Raw genomic sequence first — 19,149 nt, forward strand, 5'->3', positions numbered from 1 at the left:
ACAAGCGAGGACGCGAAACACCATGGCGAGCACCCCCATTCCGGGGTTAATATCGCGTCAACTAAACTATCGTGGGGCAATCGGGGGAATGGTCGGTCGATCGTGGCTGCTGGCAGGCGCCGCAGCCGTCGCAACGCTGGCGCTGGGCGGGTGCGGCGGCGCGGGCGGCGGCATCGCCAGCGCACCGCCGCCGGTGGCGGCGATCGTCACCCCGACGCCGACCCCCGTCGCGCTGCCGGCGGTCGCGCCGGCCCCGACGCCGACGCCGCCACCCGCGGCGATCAACTACGACACCGCCGAATATCGCGCGACCGTGGGGGCGGTGTCGATGAACGCGCTGTCGGCCTATGCGAAGGGCGCGACCGGCGCGGGGGTGTCGCTCGCCGTGATCGACAGCGGTATCGATCTGGAAAGCCAGGAATTCGCCGGTCGCATCGCGGCGACCTCCCGCGATGTCGCCGGCAATGGCGGAATCGACGACGAGGGCGGCCACGGCACCGCGGTCGCCTTCGCCGCCGCCGGGCGCCGCAACGACTCGGGCAGCCACGGCGTCGCATTCGACGCCACGCTGGTCGTGCTGCGCGCCGACCGCCCGGGCACCTGTGCCACCGAGGGACAGAGCGGCAGCGATTCGGGCTGCAAGTTCGGCACCGATGCGATCGCCAAGGGCGTCGATGCGGCACGCAATGCCGGCGCGCGCGTCATCAACATGTCCCTCGGCGGGACGAGCATGCCGCAGTCCCTGGTCGACGCGATCGGCCGCGCGACCGCGCAGGGAATCGTCATCGTCATCGCCGCGGGCAACGACGGCAGCGACAATCCCGACCCGTTCACCGCGGTCGCCGGCAACGCCGCCGCGCGCAATCTGGTGATCGTCGCGGGATCGGTCGGCACCGGCGACATACTGTCCACCTTCAGCGACAAGGCAGGCAGCGGCGCCGCACATTATCTCGCCGCGGTCGGCGAGCGCGTGCGTGCCCCCAACCAGAGCGACACGCCCTATCTCTGGTCCGGCACCTCGTTCGCCGCGCCGCAGATCTCGGGCGCGATCGCATTGCTGGCGCAGGCCTTTCCCAACCTCAGCGGCGCGCAGATCGTCGACCTGCTGTTCCGCACCGCGCGCGATGCCGGCGCGGCAGGGGTCGACGGCGTCTACGGCAATGGCGTGCTCGACCTCACCCGCGCCTTCCAGCCGGTCGGCACCGCGATGGTCGCGGGATCGACGCTCGCGGTGTCGCTGGCCGGCAGCAATGCGACTTTGTCCGCCGCGATGGGCGACGCCTCCGTGGGAACGCTCGGCGCGGTGATCCTCGACAGCTACGACCGTGCCTTCGCGATCGATCTCGCGCGGACGATCAACCGCGCCGGACCGCAGCGGACGCTTGCGGGCGTGCTCGGCGCGCGGCAGCGCCAGCTGGCGGTCGCGGCGGGGGATACCAGCGTGTCGCTGACACTGGCGGCACGCCCGAACGGCGACGTCGCGGTCCAGCGCAGCACGCTCGCCGCCGGGCAGGCCGCGACCGCGCGCGCGATCGCCGGCGCGGTGACGCAGCGGATCGGCGCCAACACCAGCTTCGGCTTCGCCTTTTCGCAAGGGACCGGCACATTGTCGGCGCAGCTGGTCGGCCAGGCGCAGCCCGCCTTCCTCGTCGCCGGCCAGAGCGGCCTCGGCTTCGACAGCGTCGCCCGCTCCGCCGGTGCGCTCCGCCAGCAGGTCGGCGGCATCGGCCTCACCGCCGCCATCGAGAGCGGCGACGTGCTGGCGCGCCGCGACGCGCCGCTCGCCGGGATGAACGGCTATCGCCGCTCTGGCTACGACGGCGCCGGCCTGACCGCCGACCGGCGCTGGGGCGGGCTCGCCACCGCGCTGACGGTCAGCACCCTGCGCGAACGCGACACGCTGCTCGGCGCGCGCTTCGACCGCGGGCTCGGTGCCGCGCGTGCGACCAGCTGGTTCGTCGACATGGACGCGCGCTGGCGCCTCGGCGCGGGCTGGGCGGTCGGCGGATCGTGGCGGCGCGGCTGGACCGACGCCGGCTTGCGCGGCGGCCTTATCGGCAGCGGCCGGCTGACCACCGCCGCGTTCGCCGCCGACGTCGGCAAGGACCATCTGTTCGGCCGCGACAGCATCGGCCTGCGCATCGCGCAGCCTCTGCGCGTGGCGCGCGGCGGGCTCGACTACCGCCTGCCGACCAACTGGGATTATGCGACGCTGACGGTCACCGACTGGACGACGCAGCGGCTGAACCTCGCCCCCCGCGGCCGCGAGATCGACGTGGAGGCGCGCTATCGCGTGCTGATCGGCAACGGCGACCTGCAGACCAACCTGTTCTGGCGGCGCGATCCGGGCAACATCGCCGCGCTGCCCGCGGACGTCGGCGGCGCGGTGCGCTACACGATCGGCTTCTGATTGCGCGACGGGCCACGCGTTCCCATCTCCCGGACATGACCCAATATTCCCTGCTCGATCTGGTCCCCGTCGTCGAAGGCGGCACCGTCTCGCAAGCGCTCGCCAACGCCGCCGATCTGGCGCGCCACGCCGAAACATTGGGCTATCGCCGCTATTGGGTCGCCGAACATCACGGCATGCGCGGCATCGCCAGCGCCGCGACCGCGGTCGTCATCGCGCATGTCGCCGCCGCGACCAGCCGCATCCGCGTCGGCGCGGGCGGGATCATGCTGCCCAATCATGCGCCGCTCGTGATCGCGGAGCAGTTCGGCACGCTCGACGCGCTGTTCCCGGGGCGGATCGACCTCGGGCTCGGTCGCGCGCCCGGGTCCGATCAGCGCGTTGCCCGCGCGATGCGCCGCACATTGGAGAGCGACGCCAACGCCTTCCCGCAGGACGTCATGGAATTGCAGAGCTATTTCGCCGACGACGGCCGCACCGGTATCGCCGCGACGCCCGGCGCGGGTGCGGACGTGCCGCTGTGGATCCTCGGATCGAGCACCTTCGGTGCGCAGCTCGCCGCCGCGCTCGGCCTCCCCTATGCCTTCGCCTCGCATTTCGCACCCGACGCGCTCGACGCCGCGCTCGCCATCTATCGCCGCGACTTCCGCCCCTCCGCCCAGCTGTCAAAGCCGCACGCCATGGCGGGGTTCAACGTCTTCGCCGCCGACACCGACGCGGAAGCGGAACTGCTCGCCAGCTCGCAGCAACAGTCGTTCGTCGCGCTGCGCACCGGCAACCCGCGTCAGCTGCCGCCGCCCGTCGCCGGCTATCGCGCCGGGCTCGGCGCGCAGGGGGCGGCGATCCTCGACCATGTGCTGCAATGCTCCGCGGTCGGCTCGCCGACGACGGTCGCGCGGCAGACCGCGGCGTTCATCGAGCGCACCGGCGTCGACGAGGTGATGGTGGCGAGCGCGATCTACGACCACGACGCGCGCAAGCGCAGCCTAGCCATCACCGCCGAGGTGATGAGCGGCCTGACCGTCGCCGCCTAGCGCGCTAGACGCTGACGTCGCTACGCTGCCGCCCGTCGGTGCCGAAGATGCGAAGATAGCGTTCGATCTCCGCCGGGTCGCCGGTCGCCTTGGCGGGATTGTCCGACAGCTTCACCGCCGGGCGGCCATTGGCGCGCGTCACCTTGGCGACCAGCGAGATCGGCTCCAGCCCCGCCGCGCCATCGGGATCGCAGCCGCGGAAATCGTTGGTGAGGTTCGTCCCCCAGCCGAAGCTCATCCGCACCCGGCCGTAAAAATGACGATAGACGCGCTCGATCGAATCGACGTCCATCCCGTCGGAAAAGATCAGCAGCTTCTCGCGCGGGTCCTGCCCCCTGGCGCGCCACCAGGCGATGATCTGCTCACCCGCGGGAATCGGCGGGGCGCTGTCGGGGCGGAAGCCGGTCCAGCCCGCGACCCAGTCGGGCGCATCGCGCAGGAACGCCGCGGTGCCGAACGCATCGGGCAGCACGACGAGCAGGTTGCCGCCATAATGCGCCTGCCATTCCTCCAGCACGCGATAGGGCGCCGCAGCGACGCCGGCATCGTCCTGCGCCAGCGCCGCCAGCACCATCGGCAGCTCGTGCGCGTTGGTGCCGATCGCCTCCAGATCATTGTCCATCGCCAGCAGCACGTTGGACGACCCGATGAAGCGGCTGCCCAGCCCCTCCTTCAGCGCCTCGACGCACCAGCGCTGCCACAGGAAGCCGTGCCGCCGCCGCGTCCCGAAGTCGGAGATGACGAGGTCGGGCAGCGCGCGCAGCCGCTCGACCTTGTCCCACAGTTTCGCCTTGGCGCGCGCGTACAGCACGTCGAGCGCGAACCGGTCCTTGTCGCGCAGCGCGGCGCGGGCACGCAGTTCGTTGACGATCGCCAGCGCCGGGATCTCCCACATCGTCGTGTGCGTCCACGGCCCTGCGAAGGTCAGCTCGAACTGCCCGTCGACCCGGCGCAGCTCATAGGGCGGCAGCCGGAAATCGGCGAGCCAGCGGATGAAATCGGGCGCGAACATCCGCTCCTGCCCGTAGAAGCTGTTGCCCGCCAGCCAGATCAGCTCCTTCTTGGCGAAGCGCAGTCCGCGGGCGTGGTCCAGCTGCGCGCGCAATTCGCCCTCGTCGATGACATCGGCCAGCCGCACGGTGGTGCTGCGGTTGATGAGCCGGAACGTCGCCTCCACGTCGCCGTGCAGGTGGCGGATCATCTGCAGCATCAGCAATTTGTAGAAATCGGTGTCGAGCAGGCTGCGCACGATCGGGTCGAGCCGCCAATTGTGGTCCCAGGTGCGCGTGGCGATATCGGTGACGGCCATCGCGGTGCGCTACAGCCAAGCGCCGGGCTTTCCAACCGTCCGCCGCGGCCCTAGTCATGGTCCGACACATCGGGAGAGCGGGATGGCGATCAAGAGCGAACGGCGCGAACCATCCCACACCCTGATCGCCCGCGACCTCGGCATCGCCATCGTCACCGGCCAGCATCCGCCGGGCAGCGTCATCCCCGGCGAGATCGACATCGCCACCCGCCGCGGCGTGTCGCGCAGCGTCGTGCGCGAGGCGTTGCGCATGCTGTCCGCCAAGGGGCTGGTCGAAAGCCGTCCCAAGTCCGGCACCCGGGTGCGCGAGCGCGCGCAGTGGAACCTGCTCGATCCCGACCTGCTCGCCTGGATGTTCGAGGGCGAACCGCCTGCCAGCTTCGTGCGCGCGCTGTTCCAGCTGCGCATGATCGTCGAGCCCGCCGCCGCCGAGATGGCGGCATTGTCGCGCCGGCCGGACCAGCTGGTCCGCATGGCCGCCGCGCTGGACGGCATGGCGACGCACGGTCTCGGCACGGCCGAGGGGCAGGCCGCCGACCAGGCGTTCCACAACACGATCCTCGAGGCGACCGACAACGAGCTGCTGGTCAGCCTGTCGGGCAGCATCGGCGCCGCGGTGCGCTGGACCACGATCTTCAAATACCGCGGCAGCCGCCGCCCGCGCGATTCGATGCCGCAGCACCGCCGGCTGTTCGACGCGATCGCCGCATCGGACGCCGCGACCGCACGGGACGCGACGATCGTCCTGCTGCAACAGGCGCACGAGGATACGGAACGCTCGCTGCAGGGGTGAGAGGGTCGCTATGCCGCCGTGGTAGGCGCCGCGCCACCCCGCCACCGTCATCCCCGCGCAGGCGGGGATCCATACACGCCGACGCTGCGAATCCTCACGAAGCGCGCGCGTCTGGATCCCCGCCTGCGCGGGGATGACGATATTGGTGGGGGCAGTGACGGGGGCATTGATGGAGCATCGGCCGGGCGTTGTCCCGGCCGCCTGTCATCGCCTCCCGGTCAATGGTTGTCGCGCGGCAGACCCATCGTCTGGGCGATCCGCTGGTACTTCTCCGCCCCTTCCAGGATCGCGCCGGTGTTCATCTGGCCGACGACGGCGCGCTGGATCTCCTGCCACGGCGTCTGCGAGGCGGGGTAGGCGAAGCCGCCCGCCGCCTCCAGCGCGCGGCGGCGCTCCATCAGCTCGGCGTCGTCGATCAGCACGTCGGCGGTGCCGGTGTTGAGGTCGATCCGCACCCGGTCGCCGGTCCGGAGCAGCGCCAGCCCGCCCATCGCCGCGGCCTCCGGCGAGGCGTTGAGGATCGACGGCGACCCGCTGGTCCCCGACTGCCGGCCGTCGCCGATGCACGGCAGCGCATGGACGCCTTCGGTGATGAGATAGGCGGGCGGGCGCATGTTGACCACCTCCGCCGCGCCCGGATAGCCGATCGGCCCGGCGCCGCGCATGAACAGCAAGGTTTCGGGCGTGATCCCGGTCGCGGGATCGTCGATGCGATGGTGGTAATCCTCCGGCCCGTCGAACACGACCGCCGGCCCCTCGAAGGCGTTGAGATCGCCCGGCGTCGACAGATAGCGGTCGCGGAATTCGGGCGAGATCACGCTGGTCTTCATCACCGCCGCGTCGAACAGATTGCCCGACAGCACGATGAAGCCCGCATCCTCGACCAGCGGCTGGTCGAACGGGCGAATGACCTTCTCGTCCTCGATGGCGACGCCGCGACAATTTTCGCCCATCGTCCGGCCGTTGACGGTCAGCGCATCCTCGTGGATCAGCCCCTGCCCGATCAGCTGGTTGACCACCGCCGGCACGCCGCCCGCGCGGTAGTAATCCTCGCCCAGATATTCACCGGCGGGTTGCAGATTGACCAGCAGCGGCACCTTGTGCCCCTCCGTCTCCCAGTCCTTCAGCGGCAGGTCGACGCCGACATGGCGCGCGATCGCCGACAGATGGATCGGCGCGTTGGTCGATCCGCCGATCGCCGAATTGACCCGGATCGCATTGTGGAACGCGGGCCTAGTCAGGATGTCGGACGGCTTCAGATCCTCCGCCACCATCTGCACGATCCGCTTGCCGGTCAGATAGGATACCTCCTGCCGGTCGCGATAGGGCGCGGGGATCGCCGCCGATCCGGGCAGCGACATGCCCAATGCCTCGCACAGCGAGTTCATCGTCGTCGCGGTGCCCATCGTATTGCAATAGCCGGTCGACGGCGCCGACGACGCGACCAGCCGGATGAATTCGGCATCGTCGATCTCGCCCGCGGCGAGCAATTGCCGCGCCTTCCACACGATCGTGCCGCTGCCGGTGCGTTCGCCCTTGTGCCAGCCGTTGAGCATCGGCCCGACCGACAGCGCGATCGCCGGGATGTTCACCGTCGCCGCCGCCATCAGGCAGGCGGGCGTCGTCTTGTCGCAGCCGATCGTCAGCACGACGCCGTCGAGCGGATAGCCGTACAGGGTCTCGACCAGCCCGAGATAGGCGAGGTTGCGGTCGAGCCCCGCGGTCGGCCGCTTGCCCGTCTCCTGGATCGGATGAACGGGGAATTCCAGCACGATGCCGCCCGCCTCGCGCACGCCCTCGCGCACCCGCTCCGCCAGCACCAGATGGTGGCGGTTGCAGGGGCTGAGGTCGCTGCCGGTCTGGGCGATGCCGATGATCGGCTTGCCCGATTGCAGTTCCTCGAGGCTCAGGCCGAAGTTGAGATACCGCTCCAGATACAGCGCGGTCATGTCGATGTTGGCCGGGTTGTCGAACCAGGCCCTGGAGCGGAGGGGCGTGCGCGCGTTCGTCATATTATCTGGCCACCGAAAGTTTGTAGATCATCACGTGCCGGTACGGCTTGCCGGGATCGACCCGGGGCGACGCAAAGGCGGGTTTGTTGGGCGAATCCGGAAACTTCTGTGGCTCCAGCGCAATGCCGTCGCCCATCCGGTAGACGTGGGCATGCTTGCCGACATAGGTCCCGTCGAGGAAGTTGCCGGTATAGAATTGCACGCCCGGCTCGGTGCTCGACACCTCGAGCACGCGCCCCGACACCGGGTCCTCCAGCCGCGCGGCGAGCTGCGGCGTCGCGGTCGGCCCCTTGTCGAGCGCGAAATTATGGTCGTAGCCGCGCCCGACCACGATCTGCGGATCGCGGCCGTCGCGCAGCCCCTCGGCGATGACGCGGCCATTGCGGAAATCGAACACCGTCCCCGCCACCGGGCGCAGCGCGCCGGTCGGGATCAGATTGGCGTCGACCGGGGTGATCGCCTGCGCCGGGATCGTCAGCCGATGCCCCATCGCCCCCATCGGCGATCCCTCGCCGGCGAGGTTGAAGATCGCATGGTTGGTCATGTTGACCACCGTCGGCTTGTCGGTCGCCGCGGCGAAGGTGACGGTCAGCGCGCCGTCGTCGCTCAGCGCATAGGTGACGGTGACGTCGAGCTTGCCGGGATAGCCCTGGTCGCCGTCCGCGCTGGTCAGCGCCAGCGTGACGCTGCCGTCCTTCACCGCGACGATCCGCCACGATTGCTTGTCGAAGCCCCTGGCGCCACCGTGCAGCGAATTGACCTTGTCGTTGAGCGACAGGCGGTACGTCCTGCCGTCGAGCGCGAAGGTGCCGCCGCCGATCCGGTTGGCATAGCGCCCCACCGTCACGCCGAAGAAATTGGGATGTTCGGCATAATCCTTCGCATCGTCATAGCCGAGCAGCACGTCGGCGACCTTGCCGTTGCGGTCGGGCCCGCTCAGCCGCTGCAAGGTCGCGCCATAGCTCAGGATGCGCGCCGCGACGCCGTTGGGCGCGGTCAGCGTCACCGCCTCCACCGCGGTACCGTCGGCGAGCGTCCCCGCCGCCTCGCGCCTGGCGGTCGCGGCATCGGCCTGCGCGGCGGCGGCCATCGTCATCACCCCGGCCAATGCCATGCCCAGTGCCCTGCCCAGTGCCCTATGAACCCTCACGCGCATCCCTCCTCAGGCAGCATCCCGGATTGACCCGGCGTATCGCGTCTTTATAGTCAGACAAATAACCGGGGCGCAAGGCGGCCCTGCGTCGCCACGAGCGGAAGAGGATGGAAGAATGGCAGGACCGATCGGCACCAGCGGTGTCACCGCGAGCGGCGGGGGCGGATCGTACGGCAAGGCGCTGAGCCTGCTCGCCAGCCTGTTCTTCATGTGGGGCTTCATCACCGTCATCAACGGCGTGCTGCTGCCGCATCTGCGCTCGGTGTTCGAACTCGACTATACCCAGACGACGCTGATCGAATCGGTCTGGTTCATCGCATATTTCTTCGCCTCCATCCCGTCGGCCAAGCTGATCGAGCGCGTCGGCTACCAGCGCGCGATCGTGATCGGGCTGCTCGTCATGGCCGCGGGCGCGCTCGGCATGACGCTCGCCGCCAGCCTGCCCTCCTATGGCGTGACGCTGGTGATGCTATTCATCATCGCCAGCGGCATCACCCTGTTGCAGGTCGCCGCCAACCCCTATGTCACCGTCATCGGCCCGCCCGAGACGGGATCGTCGCGGCTCAATCTGGTGCAGGCGTTCAACTCGCTCGGCACGACGCTGGCGCCGCTGTTCGCCGGCTATCTGATCCTCGGCCGCAGCCAGAGCGGCACCGCGGAGGCCGGCGCGACGATCAGCCAGGCGCAGCGCTATGCCGATGCGCAATCGGTGATCCTGCCCTATGTCCTCGTCGCGATCGTGCTCGTCGTGCTCGCGGTCGTCATCGCCCGCTTCCCGCTGCCCGCGCTCGGCGCGGCGACGCAGCGCGCCGCCAAGGCGGACCGTCACCAGCATTCGCTGTGGAAGCACCGCAACCTGACGCTCGGCATCCCGACGATGATCGCCTATCTGCTCGCCGAGATCGGCGTCGCCAACCTCTTCGTCAATTTCGTCTCGCAGCCCGAGATCGCCGCGATCACCCACGAACAGGCGTCGCGCTATCTGGCGCTGCTGTGGGGCGGCATGATGGTCGGCCGCTTCGCGGGCAGCGTCATCATGCAACGAATCGCGCCGGAGCGCGTGCTCGGCGTCTTCGCTTTCGGTGCGCTGGTCGTCGTCGCCATCGCCACCTTCACCACCGGCCCGCTGGCGATGTGGTCGCTGATCGCGGTCGGCCTGTTCCATTCGATCATGTTCCCGACGATCTTCACGCTCGCCATCCGCGGCCTCGGCCCGTTGACCGAGGAGGGGTCGGGGCTGATGATTATGGCGATCGCCGGCGGCGCCCTGGTCGTCGTGCAGGGCTGGCTCGCCGATCGCTACGGCCTGCAGAACTCCTTCTTCCTGACCATGGCGTGCGAGATCGTCGTGCTCGCCTATGCGCTCTGGGGGTCGAAGCCGACCGCCGACCTCGGCACGCCGCAGCCGGAGTAGGCGGATGCGTGCGATCATCGCGGTCGACTGGGGCACGACCAACCGCCGCGCCTGGCGGGTCGAGGCGGACGGCAGCGTCTCGGACCATCTGCGCGACGACCGCGGCGTGCTGGCGATGGCGGCGGCGGACTACGCGCCCGCGCTCGCCGGCTTGCGCGAACGGCTCGGCGACCTGCCGGTGATCGCCGCCGGCATGATCGGCTCGACGCGCGGCTGGCGCGAGGCGGCCTATGTCCCCGCCCCCGCCGACCTCGCCGCGCTCGCCGCCGCGGCGCTGCGGATCGACGAGGCCGACGTCACGATCGTCCCCGGCGTGTCCTGGGTCGACGGCGCCCGCGCCGACGTGATGCGCGGCGAGGAGGTGCAGGTACTCGGCGCGATCGCCGCCGGCCTCGCCCCCGCCGACGCGCTGTTCTGCCAGCCCGGCACGCACAACAAATGGATCGCCACCCGGACCGCGCGCATCGTCGACGTCACCACGGTGATGACCGGCGAGCTGTTCGCGCTGCTGAAGGCGCACGGCATCCTCGCCGGCATGCTCGACGGCCCGGTCGCCGACGGCCCGGCGTTCCGCGCCGGGCTGACCCGCGGCGCCGGCGCCTGCGACCTCGGCGCCGCGCTGTTCGAGGTGCGGGCCGCGGTGCTGCTGGGCCGCCGCGCGCCCGAAGACGCCGCCGCTTATGCCAGCGGCGTGCTGATCGGCAACGACGTCGGCGCGCGCGACGTGGCGGGCAATACCGTCCACCTGCTCGCCGACGGCACCCTCGCCGCGCTCTACACCGTCGCGATCGAAACGCTCGGCGGGCGAGTCGCGCCGGTCGACGCCACCGCCGCCTTCATCGCCGGCATCCACCATCTGCGTGGCCATCTCGCATGATCGCCCTGCCACCTGCAACCTTCGCACGCGACGACATTTTCCCGGAGCATAACCGATGACCGACCCCGCGACCCGCTTCGCCGAGGCCTTCGCCGCCTGCCCGCTCGTCGCGGTGCTGCGCGGCCTCACCCCTGCCGAGGCCGAAGGAGTCGGCGATGCGCTGGTCGAGGCCGGCTTCACCCTGCTCGAAGTGCCGCTCAACTCGCCCGATCCGCTCGCCAGCATCGCCGCCATGGCGAAACGCTATGCCGGTCGCGCGATCGTCGGGGCCGGCACCGTGCTCACCGCCGACGACGTCGCCGCGGTCGCCGATGCGGGCGGCACGCTGATCGTCTCGCCCAACACCGACCCCGCCGTCATCCGCGCCTCGGTAGCGCGCGGGCTGATTGCGCTGCCCGGCTATTACACCCCGAGCGAGGGCTTCGCCGCGCTCGCCGCGGGCGCACACGGGCTGAAGCTGTTCCCGGCCGAGGGCGCCGCCCCCGCCTTCCTCAAGGCGCAACGCGCCGTGCTGCCCAAAACGACCAAGGTGCTCGCCGTCGGCGGCATCACACCCGAGACGATGCCCGCATGGGCCGCCGCCGGCGCGGACGGCTTCGGCCTCGGCTCCAACCTCTATCGCGCCGGCAAGTCCGCCGCTGATGTCGCGCGCGATGCCGCGACGTTCGTATCCGCAGCAAAGGCCCTCGCATGACCTACGCCCGCCTGATCCAGCAGCGCCTGCCCGACGGCACCCGCTGCGTGATCCTCGCCGAGGACGTCGCGCACGTCCTCACCGGCGTCGCCTCGACCCGCGCACTGGCAACCACCGCCATCGCCGAAGGTAGGACGCTGCTCGACGCCGCCCGCGCCCGCCGCTCGGACGAGACGGTCGATCTGGCCGCCGCGCTGGCAGCGGGCGAGCTGCTGCCGGCGATCGATCACGACGACACCGCCCGGCTGATGCTCGCCGGCACCGGCCTCACCCATCTCGGCTCCGCAGCTGGGCGCGACGCGATGCACAAGGCCGCCGCCGAGGGCAAGCAGACCGACTCGATGCGCCTCTTCCTCGAAGGCATGGAGGGCGGCCGCCCCGCCGCCGGCGAAACCGGTGCACAACCTGAATGGTTCTACAAAGGCGACGGCCAGTCCCTGATCGCCCCTGAAGCGCCGCTGACCTCGCCATCCTTCGCGCAGGACGGCGGCGAGGAACCCGAACTCGCCGGCATCTACCTGATCGGCGACGACGGCACCCCCTTCCGCCTCGGCATCGCGCTCGCCAACGAATTCAGCGACCATGTCACCGAGCGCCACAATTACCTGTGGCTGGCGCATTCGAAGCTGCGCCAGGCCGCGCTCGGCCCCGAACTGCTGCTCGGCGCACCGCCCGCGGACATCCGCGGCACCAGCCGGATCGAGCGGAACGGCGACACGCTGTGGGAAAAGCCGTTTCTGACCGGCGAGGCGAACATGTCGCACAGCCTCGCCAACCTCGAACACCATCATTTCAAATACGCCCCCTTCCGCCGGCCGGGCGACGTCCACGTCCATTTCTTCGGCACCGCGACCCTGTCCTGCGCCGACGACATCCGGACGCAGGACGGCGACGTCTTCGTGATCGAGGCCGCGCCCTTCACGCTGCCGCTGCGCAATTCCCTCGCCACCGCGCCCGCCGCGCCGGTCGCGGTCACGCCGCTGTGAGCGCACCGATCCGCCTCGCCCTGGTCGGCATGGGCAAGATCGCCCACGACCAGCACGTCCCCGCCATCGCCGGCAACGCGGACATCGCACTCGCCGCCACCGTCAGCCGCAATGGCGAGGGCGTCGCACGCGTGCCGCATTTCCACGAGCTCGCCGATCTGATCGCGAGCGGGATCGCGATCGACGCGGTCGCGCTCTGCACCCCGCCGCAGGTCCGCCGCGCCATCGCCGCGCAGGCGATCGCGCAGGGCTGGCACGTCTTCCTCGAAAAGCCGCCCGGGGCGACGCTGGCGGAGGTCGCGCAATTGCAGGCCGCGGCGACGGCGGCGCAGGTCAGTCTGTTCGCCAGCTGGCACTCGCGCCACGCCCCCGGCGTCGAACCCGCCCGCGCCTTCCTCGCCGACGCGGACATCCGCAAGGTGACGGTGACATGGCGCGAGGACATCCGCGTCTGGCATCCGGGGCAGGCGTGGATATTGGAGGCGGGCGGTTTCGGCGTGTTCGATCCCGGCATCAATGCCTTGTCGATCGTCACCCGCATCCTGCCGCGCCCGTTCTTCATCGCCGATGCCGAACTCGACTTTCCCGCCAATTGCGACGCGCCGATCGCGGCGCGGATCCGATTCGCCGACGACCGGGGGCTGTCGATCTCGGCCGATTTCGACTTCCGGCAGGAAGGCCCGCAAAGCTGGGACATCGCCGTCGACACCGACCGCGGCACGCTGATGCTCCATGACGGCGGCGCGCGGCTGGTACTGCCCGACGGCACCGGCCCGGCGCAGACCGATGCGCTCCACGGCGAATATGCCGGCCTGTACGCGCGCTTCGTCGACATCGTGCGCGCCGGCGAGAGCGACGTCGACATCGCGCCGCTACGCCATGTCGCCGATGCATTCCTGCGCGGGCGGCGGATCGTCGTCGAACCGTTCGTGGAGTGAACGTCAAGTGAAGGCGTGAAGGCGAAGAAGAAGGGGGTTCGCGCGGAGACGCGGAGACGCGGAGGTGTTGCGCCTGGCGCGCAGCGCCCTCTTCGATCATCAGCCTCGAAGACAGGAAGCCGCTGACGCGGCACTCCCTCCTCTATCGTCTTCTCCGCGTCTCCGCGCCTCCGCGCGAACAAACCTTCTTCTCTTCGCGCCTTCGCCTTCGCGTGAATCACCCCAGATGCGCAGCAGCCTCACCGATGGCCGTGTAGATGGCGTCCAGATCGTCATCCCCGATGCAATAGGGCGGCATCACGTAGACGACGTTCCCCAACGGCCGCAGCAACAGGTCGCGTTCCCGGAAGAACGCGAGCAGCCGCGGTCCCAGCGCCGACAGATAGTCCGCCCCCTCCGCGCCCAGATCGACCGCAGCGATCGTCCCCAGCGTCCGCACGTTGCGCACGCCCGACAGCGCCGCCACGCGCGCCGCCTGCCGCGCCGTCAGGTCGGCGATCCGCGCCAGCACCGGCTCCTCTTCCCAGATCGCGATGTTCGCCGCCGCCGCCGCGCAGGCGATCGGATTGGCGGTGTAGCTGGACGAATGGAAGAACATCCGCGACCGGTCCGTGTCGAGATGCGCCTGATAGATCGCCTCGCACGCCATCGTCACCGCGAGCGGCACCGCACCCCCGGTCAACCCCTTGGACAGGCACAGGATGTCCGGCACGACGCCAGCCTGCTCGCACGCCAGCAGCGTGCCGGTCCGTCCCCAGCCGGTCATCACCTCGTCGGCGATGAACAGCACGCCACGGCGCGCACAGATCGCCCGCATTTCGGCGAGCACCCAGGCCAGATAGACCAGCATCCCGCCCGCGCCGCAGACCAGCGGCTCGACGATCAGCGCCGCCGGCGCCGCCCGGCACGCCGCCTCCAGCGCATCCAGCGTCGCCTGTTCCGCGCCCGCGGCGGGAAACGGGATCGTCGCGACGTCGAACAGCAACGGCTCATAGGCCCGGTTGAACGCACCGCGCGCACCCACCGACATCGTCCCGATCGTGTCGCCGTGATAGCCGTGTTCGAGCACGAGGATCCGGTGCCGCGGCTCGCCGCGGTTGAGCCAGAAGCCGAGCGCCATCTTCAGCGCCACCTCGACCGCGGTCGATCCCGAATCGGAGAAGAACACCCGCGTCAGCGCCTCGGGCATCAGCCGCAGCAGTCCGGCCGCCACCGTCTCGGCGGGCTCGTGCGTCCAGCCGGCGAAGATGATCTGGTCCATCCGTGCCGCCTGATCGGCGATCGCGGCCATGATCCGGGGCTCGCGATGCCCGTGCGTCGTCACCCACCAGCTGGAGATCGCATCGACGATCCGCCGCCCGTCGCCGGTATACAGCGCCGCGCCCTCCGCGCGCACGACCATGGGGATCGGCTCGCCCAGCCCGTGCTGGGTGAACGGATGCCACACCGCGCTCATGCGAAATCCCCGATCCGGAACCCGGCGGCGAAGGCCCGCGCCAATCCCTCGGCGTCGAGCGGATCGATGCGCGGCAGGCGTCCCAGCCGTCGCACCCCGCCCAGCCGTGCGATCGTCGCCTCGCTGTCCTCCACAGGCTCCCCGTTGAAGGCGATGCCGAGGATCGGCACGCCGCGCGCGTGCAACGCCTCGATGCTGAGCAGGCTGTGGTTGATCGTCCCCAATCCGGTCCGCGTCACCAGCACCACCGGCGCACCCCAGCGTGCGAACATGTCGGCATAGAGCAGGTCGTCCGCCAGCGGCACCAGCACCCCGCCCGCCCCCTCGACCACCAATGGCCCCGCGACCACCGGCAGCGCCAGCCGCGCGGGGTCGATCGTCACCCCGTCGATCGCCGCGGCGCGATGCGGCGAACAGGGCGTCGCCAGCCGATAGGCCTCGGGCAGCACGTCGCGCACGCCCAGCGCCCGCACACCCGCGCCGTCGCCGCCCTCGTCGAGCCCCGCCTGCACCGGCTTCCAATAGGTCGCGCCCAGCGCCACGGTCAGCGCCGCGGCGAACACCGTCTTGCCGACGTCGGTGTCGGTCCCCGTCACCACAATCGTCCGGCTCATCGCAGCACCTCCCCCAGCCCGGCGATCGCCGCCTCGTCCAGATTGCAGGTGATCGACACCCGCAGCCGCGCCGTCCCCGCCGCCACCGTCGGCGGCCGGATCGCACGCACGTCGTACCCCGCCGCCTGGCATCGATCCGCCAGCGCGACCGCCGCGCCATCCGCGCCGACGATCACCGGGAACAGCTGCGATCCGGTCGAGAATCCGAGCGCCCGCTCCGCCGCCGCGACCAGCGCCCACAGCCGCGCCTGCCGCCCGGGCTCGTCGACCAGACAGCGCAGCGCCTCGCGCACCGCCGCCGCCATCAACGGCGACGGCGCGGTCGAGAAGACGAAGCCGCGCGCGCGGTTGACTAGCATGTCGCGCAGCACGCGGGGCACGCACAGCAACCCGCCCTCCGCGCCCAGCGCCTTGCCGCAGGTGTGCAGCGTGACGACGTTGTCGGCGCCGTGCAGCGCCTCCGCCAGCCCGCGGCCCGCACCGCCGAACACGCCGGTGGCATGCGCCTCGTCGATCAGCAGCATCGCCTGATGCCGGTCCGCGACCGCGACGAGGTCGGCGAGCGGCGCCCGGTCGCCGTCCATGCCGTACAGGCTCTCGACCGCGATCCACGGCGTGCCCCTGCCGCCCTCCGCGCGCCAGCGCCGGATCGCATCCTCGAACGCCGCCGCGTCGTTGTGCGGCACCGACACCCGCGGCGCCCGACCCAGCCGCATCCCGTCATGCGCGCTGGCATGCACCAGCGCGTCGTGCACGACGATATCGTCCGGCTGCGGCAGCGTCGCGAACGCCGCCACGTTCGCCGCATAGCCGTTGGCGAAGAACAATGCCGCCTCGCTGCCGAAATGCGCCGCGGCCTCTGCCTCCAGCGCCTCATGCTCGGGATCGTTGCCGCGCAGCAGCCGCGATCCGCCCGATCCGATGCCGACGCCCCGATCCAGCGCCGCCGCCACCGCATCGCGCAGCCGCGGCGACGCGGCCAGCCCCAGATAATCGTTCGACGCGAAATCGGCGCCGGTTCGCGGGCGCAACGTCCGCAGGCGGTCGGCGGCATCGAGCCGGGCGAGGTCCTCGCGATAGAAGTGCAGCATCACCGCCCCTGTAGCGTCTCCATCCGGTCGCGCCAGCACCGCCGCCACATCGGGCTGGCGTTCGGCGCGCGCGATCCGGTACGGGGCGATGCCATGACCCGCCGAAGGACCCCGCCGATGCTCGCCCGGATGATCGCCGCGCTGCTCGCCCTCGCCGCACCCGCCGCACCCGCCGCCGCCGCGGCGCAGCGTGCCCCCGCGACCGTCCAGCTGCCACGCACGATCCTGTTCATCGGCAACAGCTTCACGCAGGGTGCGCATTCCGCGGTGCGCAACTGGCATGCCGATCGCGTCACCGACCTCACCGGGGCGGGCTATGGCGGGGTGCCGGCATTGTTCAAGGAATTCACCGTCGAGGCGGGGCTCAATTATGCCGTCAGCCTCGAAACGCAGGGCGGCCAGTCCCTCGCCTTCCACTATGACCAGCGCCGCCAATTGTTCGACCGGGCGTGGGACGTCGTCGTATTGCAGGAATATAGCACGCTCGATCGCGACCGGCCCGGCGACGCCACCCGCTACATCCGCAGCGTCGGCCAGCTCGGCACGCTACTGCGCGTCCGCAACCATGCGGTCAGGGTCGAGCTGATGGCGACCTGGTCGCGCGCCGATCAGGTCTACCAGCCCGGCGGCCCGTGGTTCGGCAAGCCGGTCGCGACGATGGCCGACGAATTGCGCGTCGCGGCGGACCGCGCGCGGCGGACCAACCGGTCGGTGTCGGGCGTGATCCCGGTCGGTCAGGCGTGGAACCGCGCCTTCGCCGCCGGCGTCGCCGATCCCAATCCCTATGACGGCATCGCCTTCGGTCAGGCGAACCTGTGGTCCTACGACCATTATCACGCCAGCACCGCCGGCTATTATCTGGAGGCGCTGGTCGTCTTCGGCCACGTCACCGGCATCGACCCGCGTACGCTGGGCCGGGGCGAGCGCGCCGCGGAGGAACTCGGCCTGTCGCCGGAACTGGCGGTCGCGCTACAGGCGATCGCACGCGAGCAGCTGGCGGCGCGATAGAGCGTTACCGGATCAGGTTGGATCATCGGCACGGAGGTGATTTCGGCGTGATGCAAGGCGTGAGGAGGGAGCGATGCCAAAGCATCGTGACCGACGAGCAACGCAGCATCACGCCGAAAGCGCCCCGCCGCGAAGCGGTCGCCCGCAGGGCGATGACGGTGGTTCAACCTGGTCCGGTCACGCTCTGGGTCCCCGCGCCGCCGTCGGGCGGGAATCAGACCCGCATCGGCATCAGCACGTACAGCGCCGGCGCCTTGTCGTTCTCGCGGATCAGCGTCGGGGCGGCGGCATCGTTCAGATGCACCTCGACCACGTCGCCGTCGATCTGGCCGAGGATGTCGAGGAGATAGCGGCTGTTGAAGCCGATCTCGAACGGCATCGCCGCATAGTCGCCCGGCACTTCCTCGGCGGCGGTGCCGTTCTCCGGGCTGGTCACCGACAATGTGATCTTGTCGCGATCCAGCGCCATCTTCACCGCGCGCGTCTTTTCGGTCGCGATCGTCGAGACGCGGTCGACGCCCTCCTCGAAGCTGCGCGGATCGAGCTTGAGGATCTTGTCGTTGCCGGTCGGGATGACGCGCGAATAATCGGGGAAGGTGCCGTCGATCAGCTTCGACGTCAGCACCGCCTGCCCCAGGTCGAACCGGATCTTGGTTCCCGACAGCGACACGCCGACCGAGCCGTCGACCTCGTCGAGCAGCTTGCGCAATTCGCCGACGCATTTGCGCGGCACGATCACGTCGGGCATCCCCGCCGCGCCGTCCGGCCGCGGCAGCGTGACGCGCGCCAGCCGGTGGCCGTCGGTCGCCGCCGCCTTCAGCGTCGGTTCGCTCGCCTCGTCCTGCACGTGCAGGAAGATGCCGTTGAGATAATAACGCGTCTCTTCGGTCGAGATCGCGAAGCGCGTCTTGTCGATGATCTGCTTCAGCGTTTCCGCCGGAATCTCGAACTGCGTCGGCAATTCGCCCTCGGCGATCACCGGGAAATCGTCGCGCGGCAGCGTGCCCAGGCTGAAGCGCGCGCGCCCCGCGACGATCGACATGCGACCCTCCGCGGCGTGCAGCTGCACCTGGCTGCCCTCGGGCAGCTTGCGCGCGATGTCGAACAGCGTGTGCGCCGACACCGTCGTCGATCCCGGCTGGTCCACCGCCGCCAGGATCGATTCGTTGATCTGCAGATCGAGGTCGGTCGCCATCAGCCGCAGCTGCCCTTCGGCGGTCGCCTCCAGCAGCACGTTCGACAGGATCGGAATGGTGTTGCGCCGCTCCACCACGGACTGGACATGGCTCAGCCCCTTGAGGAGCGTTGCGCGTTCGATCGTCGCCTTCATGAATCGTACCCCCGTCCCCCGAGTCCGGGG

Annotated in this window: 16 protein-coding genes; 9 read left to right on the top strand and 7 right to left on the bottom strand. The window is 70.4% G+C overall.

Annotated features, from left to right (window positions below; all coding sequences use genetic code 11):
* Positions 1 to 88: 88 nt before the first annotated feature.
* Both B2515_RS10715 and B2515_RS10720 read left to right on the top strand, forming a co-directional pair.
* On the top strand, positions 89 to 2,410 hold the full coding sequence (locus tag B2515_RS10715) for a S8 family peptidase (protein WP_293876198.1): 2,322 nt from the start codon (positions 89 to 91) through the stop codon (positions 2,408 to 2,410).
* A 35-nt stretch (positions 2,411 to 2,445) separates the two neighbouring features.
* Positions 2,446 to 3,444 carry an LLM class flavin-dependent oxidoreductase gene (locus tag B2515_RS10720; protein ID WP_293876199.1) on the top strand — a complete coding sequence of 333 codons (999 nt, stop codon included), beginning with the start codon at positions 2,446 to 2,448 and terminating at the stop codon, positions 3,442 to 3,444.
* Between the two features lie 4 nt (positions 3,445 to 3,448).
* On the opposite strand, the gene pncB is transcribed toward B2515_RS10720, so the two are convergent.
* Positions 3,449 to 4,753: a nicotinate phosphoribosyltransferase gene (pncB, locus tag B2515_RS10725; protein ID WP_293876200.1), complete on the bottom strand. Its 1,305-nt coding sequence runs from the start codon at positions 4,751 to 4,753 to the stop codon at positions 3,449 to 3,451.
* A gap of 82 nt (positions 4,754 to 4,835) precedes the next feature.
* On the opposite strand from pncB, the gene B2515_RS10730 reads away from it, so the two are divergent.
* Positions 4,836 to 5,546: a FadR/GntR family transcriptional regulator gene (locus B2515_RS10730; RefSeq protein WP_293876201.1), complete on the top strand. Its 711-nt coding sequence runs from the start codon at positions 4,836 to 4,838 to the stop codon at positions 5,544 to 5,546.
* A 218-nt stretch (positions 5,547 to 5,764) separates the two neighbouring features.
* On the opposite strand, the gene B2515_RS10735 is transcribed toward B2515_RS10730, so the two are convergent.
* Positions 5,765 to 7,558, bottom strand: coding sequence for an IlvD/Edd family dehydratase (locus B2515_RS10735; protein ID WP_293876202.1), 1,794 nt, complete (start codon positions 7,556 to 7,558; stop codon positions 5,765 to 5,767).
* A 1-nt stretch (position 7,559) separates the two neighbouring features.
* Positions 7,560 to 8,648: an aldose epimerase family protein gene (locus B2515_RS10740; RefSeq protein ID WP_414711388.1), complete on the bottom strand. Its 1,089-nt coding sequence runs from the start codon at positions 8,646 to 8,648 to the stop codon at positions 7,560 to 7,562.
* 178 nt (positions 8,649 to 8,826) lie between these two features.
* Here B2515_RS10740 and B2515_RS10745 point away from each other — a divergent pair, with 178 nt between their 5' ends.
* Genes B2515_RS10745 through B2515_RS10765 form a run of 5 tightly spaced genes read left to right on the top strand, consistent with a single transcriptional unit; the run spans position 8,827 to position 13,620 of the window.
* Positions 8,827 to 10,125 (top strand): sugar MFS transporter, encoded by a 1,299-nt coding sequence (locus B2515_RS10745; protein ID WP_293876204.1) that lies wholly within the window; start codon positions 8,827 to 8,829, stop codon positions 10,123 to 10,125.
* A 4-nt stretch (positions 10,126 to 10,129) separates the two neighbouring features.
* Positions 10,130 to 11,002, top strand: a complete 873-nt coding sequence (locus tag B2515_RS10750; protein ID WP_293876205.1) for a 2-dehydro-3-deoxygalactonokinase — start codon at positions 10,130 to 10,132, stop codon at positions 11,000 to 11,002.
* Positions 11,003 to 11,057: 55 nt separating this feature from the next.
* The gene (locus B2515_RS10755; protein WP_293876206.1) at positions 11,058 to 11,696 is read left to right on the top strand and encodes a 2-dehydro-3-deoxy-6-phosphogalactonate aldolase; all 639 of its coding nucleotides are present in this window, start codon (positions 11,058 to 11,060) and stop codon (positions 11,694 to 11,696) included.
* Positions 11,693 to 12,682: an AraD1 family protein gene (araD1, locus tag B2515_RS10760; protein WP_293876207.1), complete on the top strand. Its 990-nt coding sequence runs from the start codon at positions 11,693 to 11,695 to the stop codon at positions 12,680 to 12,682. The genes B2515_RS10755 and araD1 overlap by 4 nt, the downstream gene beginning before the upstream one ends.
* The gene (locus B2515_RS10765; RefSeq protein ID WP_293876208.1) at positions 12,679 to 13,620 is read left to right on the top strand and encodes a Gfo/Idh/MocA family protein; all 942 of its coding nucleotides are present in this window, start codon (positions 12,679 to 12,681) and stop codon (positions 13,618 to 13,620) included. The genes araD1 and B2515_RS10765 overlap by 4 nt, the downstream gene beginning before the upstream one ends.
* A gap of 217 nt (positions 13,621 to 13,837) precedes the next feature.
* On the opposite strand, the gene B2515_RS10770 is transcribed toward B2515_RS10765, so the two are convergent.
* The 3 genes from B2515_RS10770 to B2515_RS10780 are packed head-to-tail and all read right to left on the bottom strand — an operon-like array spanning position 13,838 to position 16,781.
* On the bottom strand, positions 13,838 to 15,076 hold the full coding sequence (locus B2515_RS10770) for an adenosylmethionine--8-amino-7-oxononanoate transaminase (protein ID WP_293876209.1): 1,239 nt from the start codon (positions 15,074 to 15,076) through the stop codon (positions 13,838 to 13,840).
* Positions 15,073 to 15,690 (bottom strand): dethiobiotin synthase, encoded by a 618-nt coding sequence (gene bioD / locus B2515_RS10775; RefSeq protein ID WP_293876210.1) that lies wholly within the window; start codon positions 15,688 to 15,690, stop codon positions 15,073 to 15,075. The genes B2515_RS10770 and bioD overlap by 4 nt, the downstream gene beginning before the upstream one ends.
* The gene (locus tag B2515_RS10780; RefSeq protein ID WP_293876211.1) at positions 15,687 to 16,781 is read right to left on the bottom strand and encodes an 8-amino-7-oxononanoate synthase; all 1,095 of its coding nucleotides are present in this window, start codon (positions 16,779 to 16,781) and stop codon (positions 15,687 to 15,689) included. Before B2515_RS10780 ends, bioD begins: the two co-directional genes overlap by 4 nt.
* 93 nt (positions 16,782 to 16,874) lie before the next feature.
* Between B2515_RS10780 and B2515_RS10785 the strand changes: the two genes are divergently transcribed.
* A complete protein-coding gene (locus B2515_RS10785; protein ID WP_293876212.1) occupies positions 16,875 to 17,789 on the top strand; it encodes a DUF4886 domain-containing protein in 915 nt (304 codons plus the stop codon).
* A 214-nt stretch (positions 17,790 to 18,003) separates the two neighbouring features.
* Here the strand turns inward: B2515_RS10785 and dnaN are convergent, their stop codons facing one another.
* Complete coding sequence (gene dnaN, locus B2515_RS10790; protein WP_293876213.1) at positions 18,004 to 19,119, bottom strand: DNA polymerase III subunit beta; 1,116 nt, start codon at positions 19,117 to 19,119, stop codon at positions 18,004 to 18,006.
* Positions 19,120 to 19,149: the final 30 nt, after the last annotated feature.

Origin of the sequence: Sphingomonas sp. UBA978, assembly GCF_002292295.1 — a bacterium.
In the GTDB taxonomy this organism is placed as follows: Bacteria; Pseudomonadota; Alphaproteobacteria; order Sphingomonadales; family Sphingomonadaceae; genus Sphingomonas.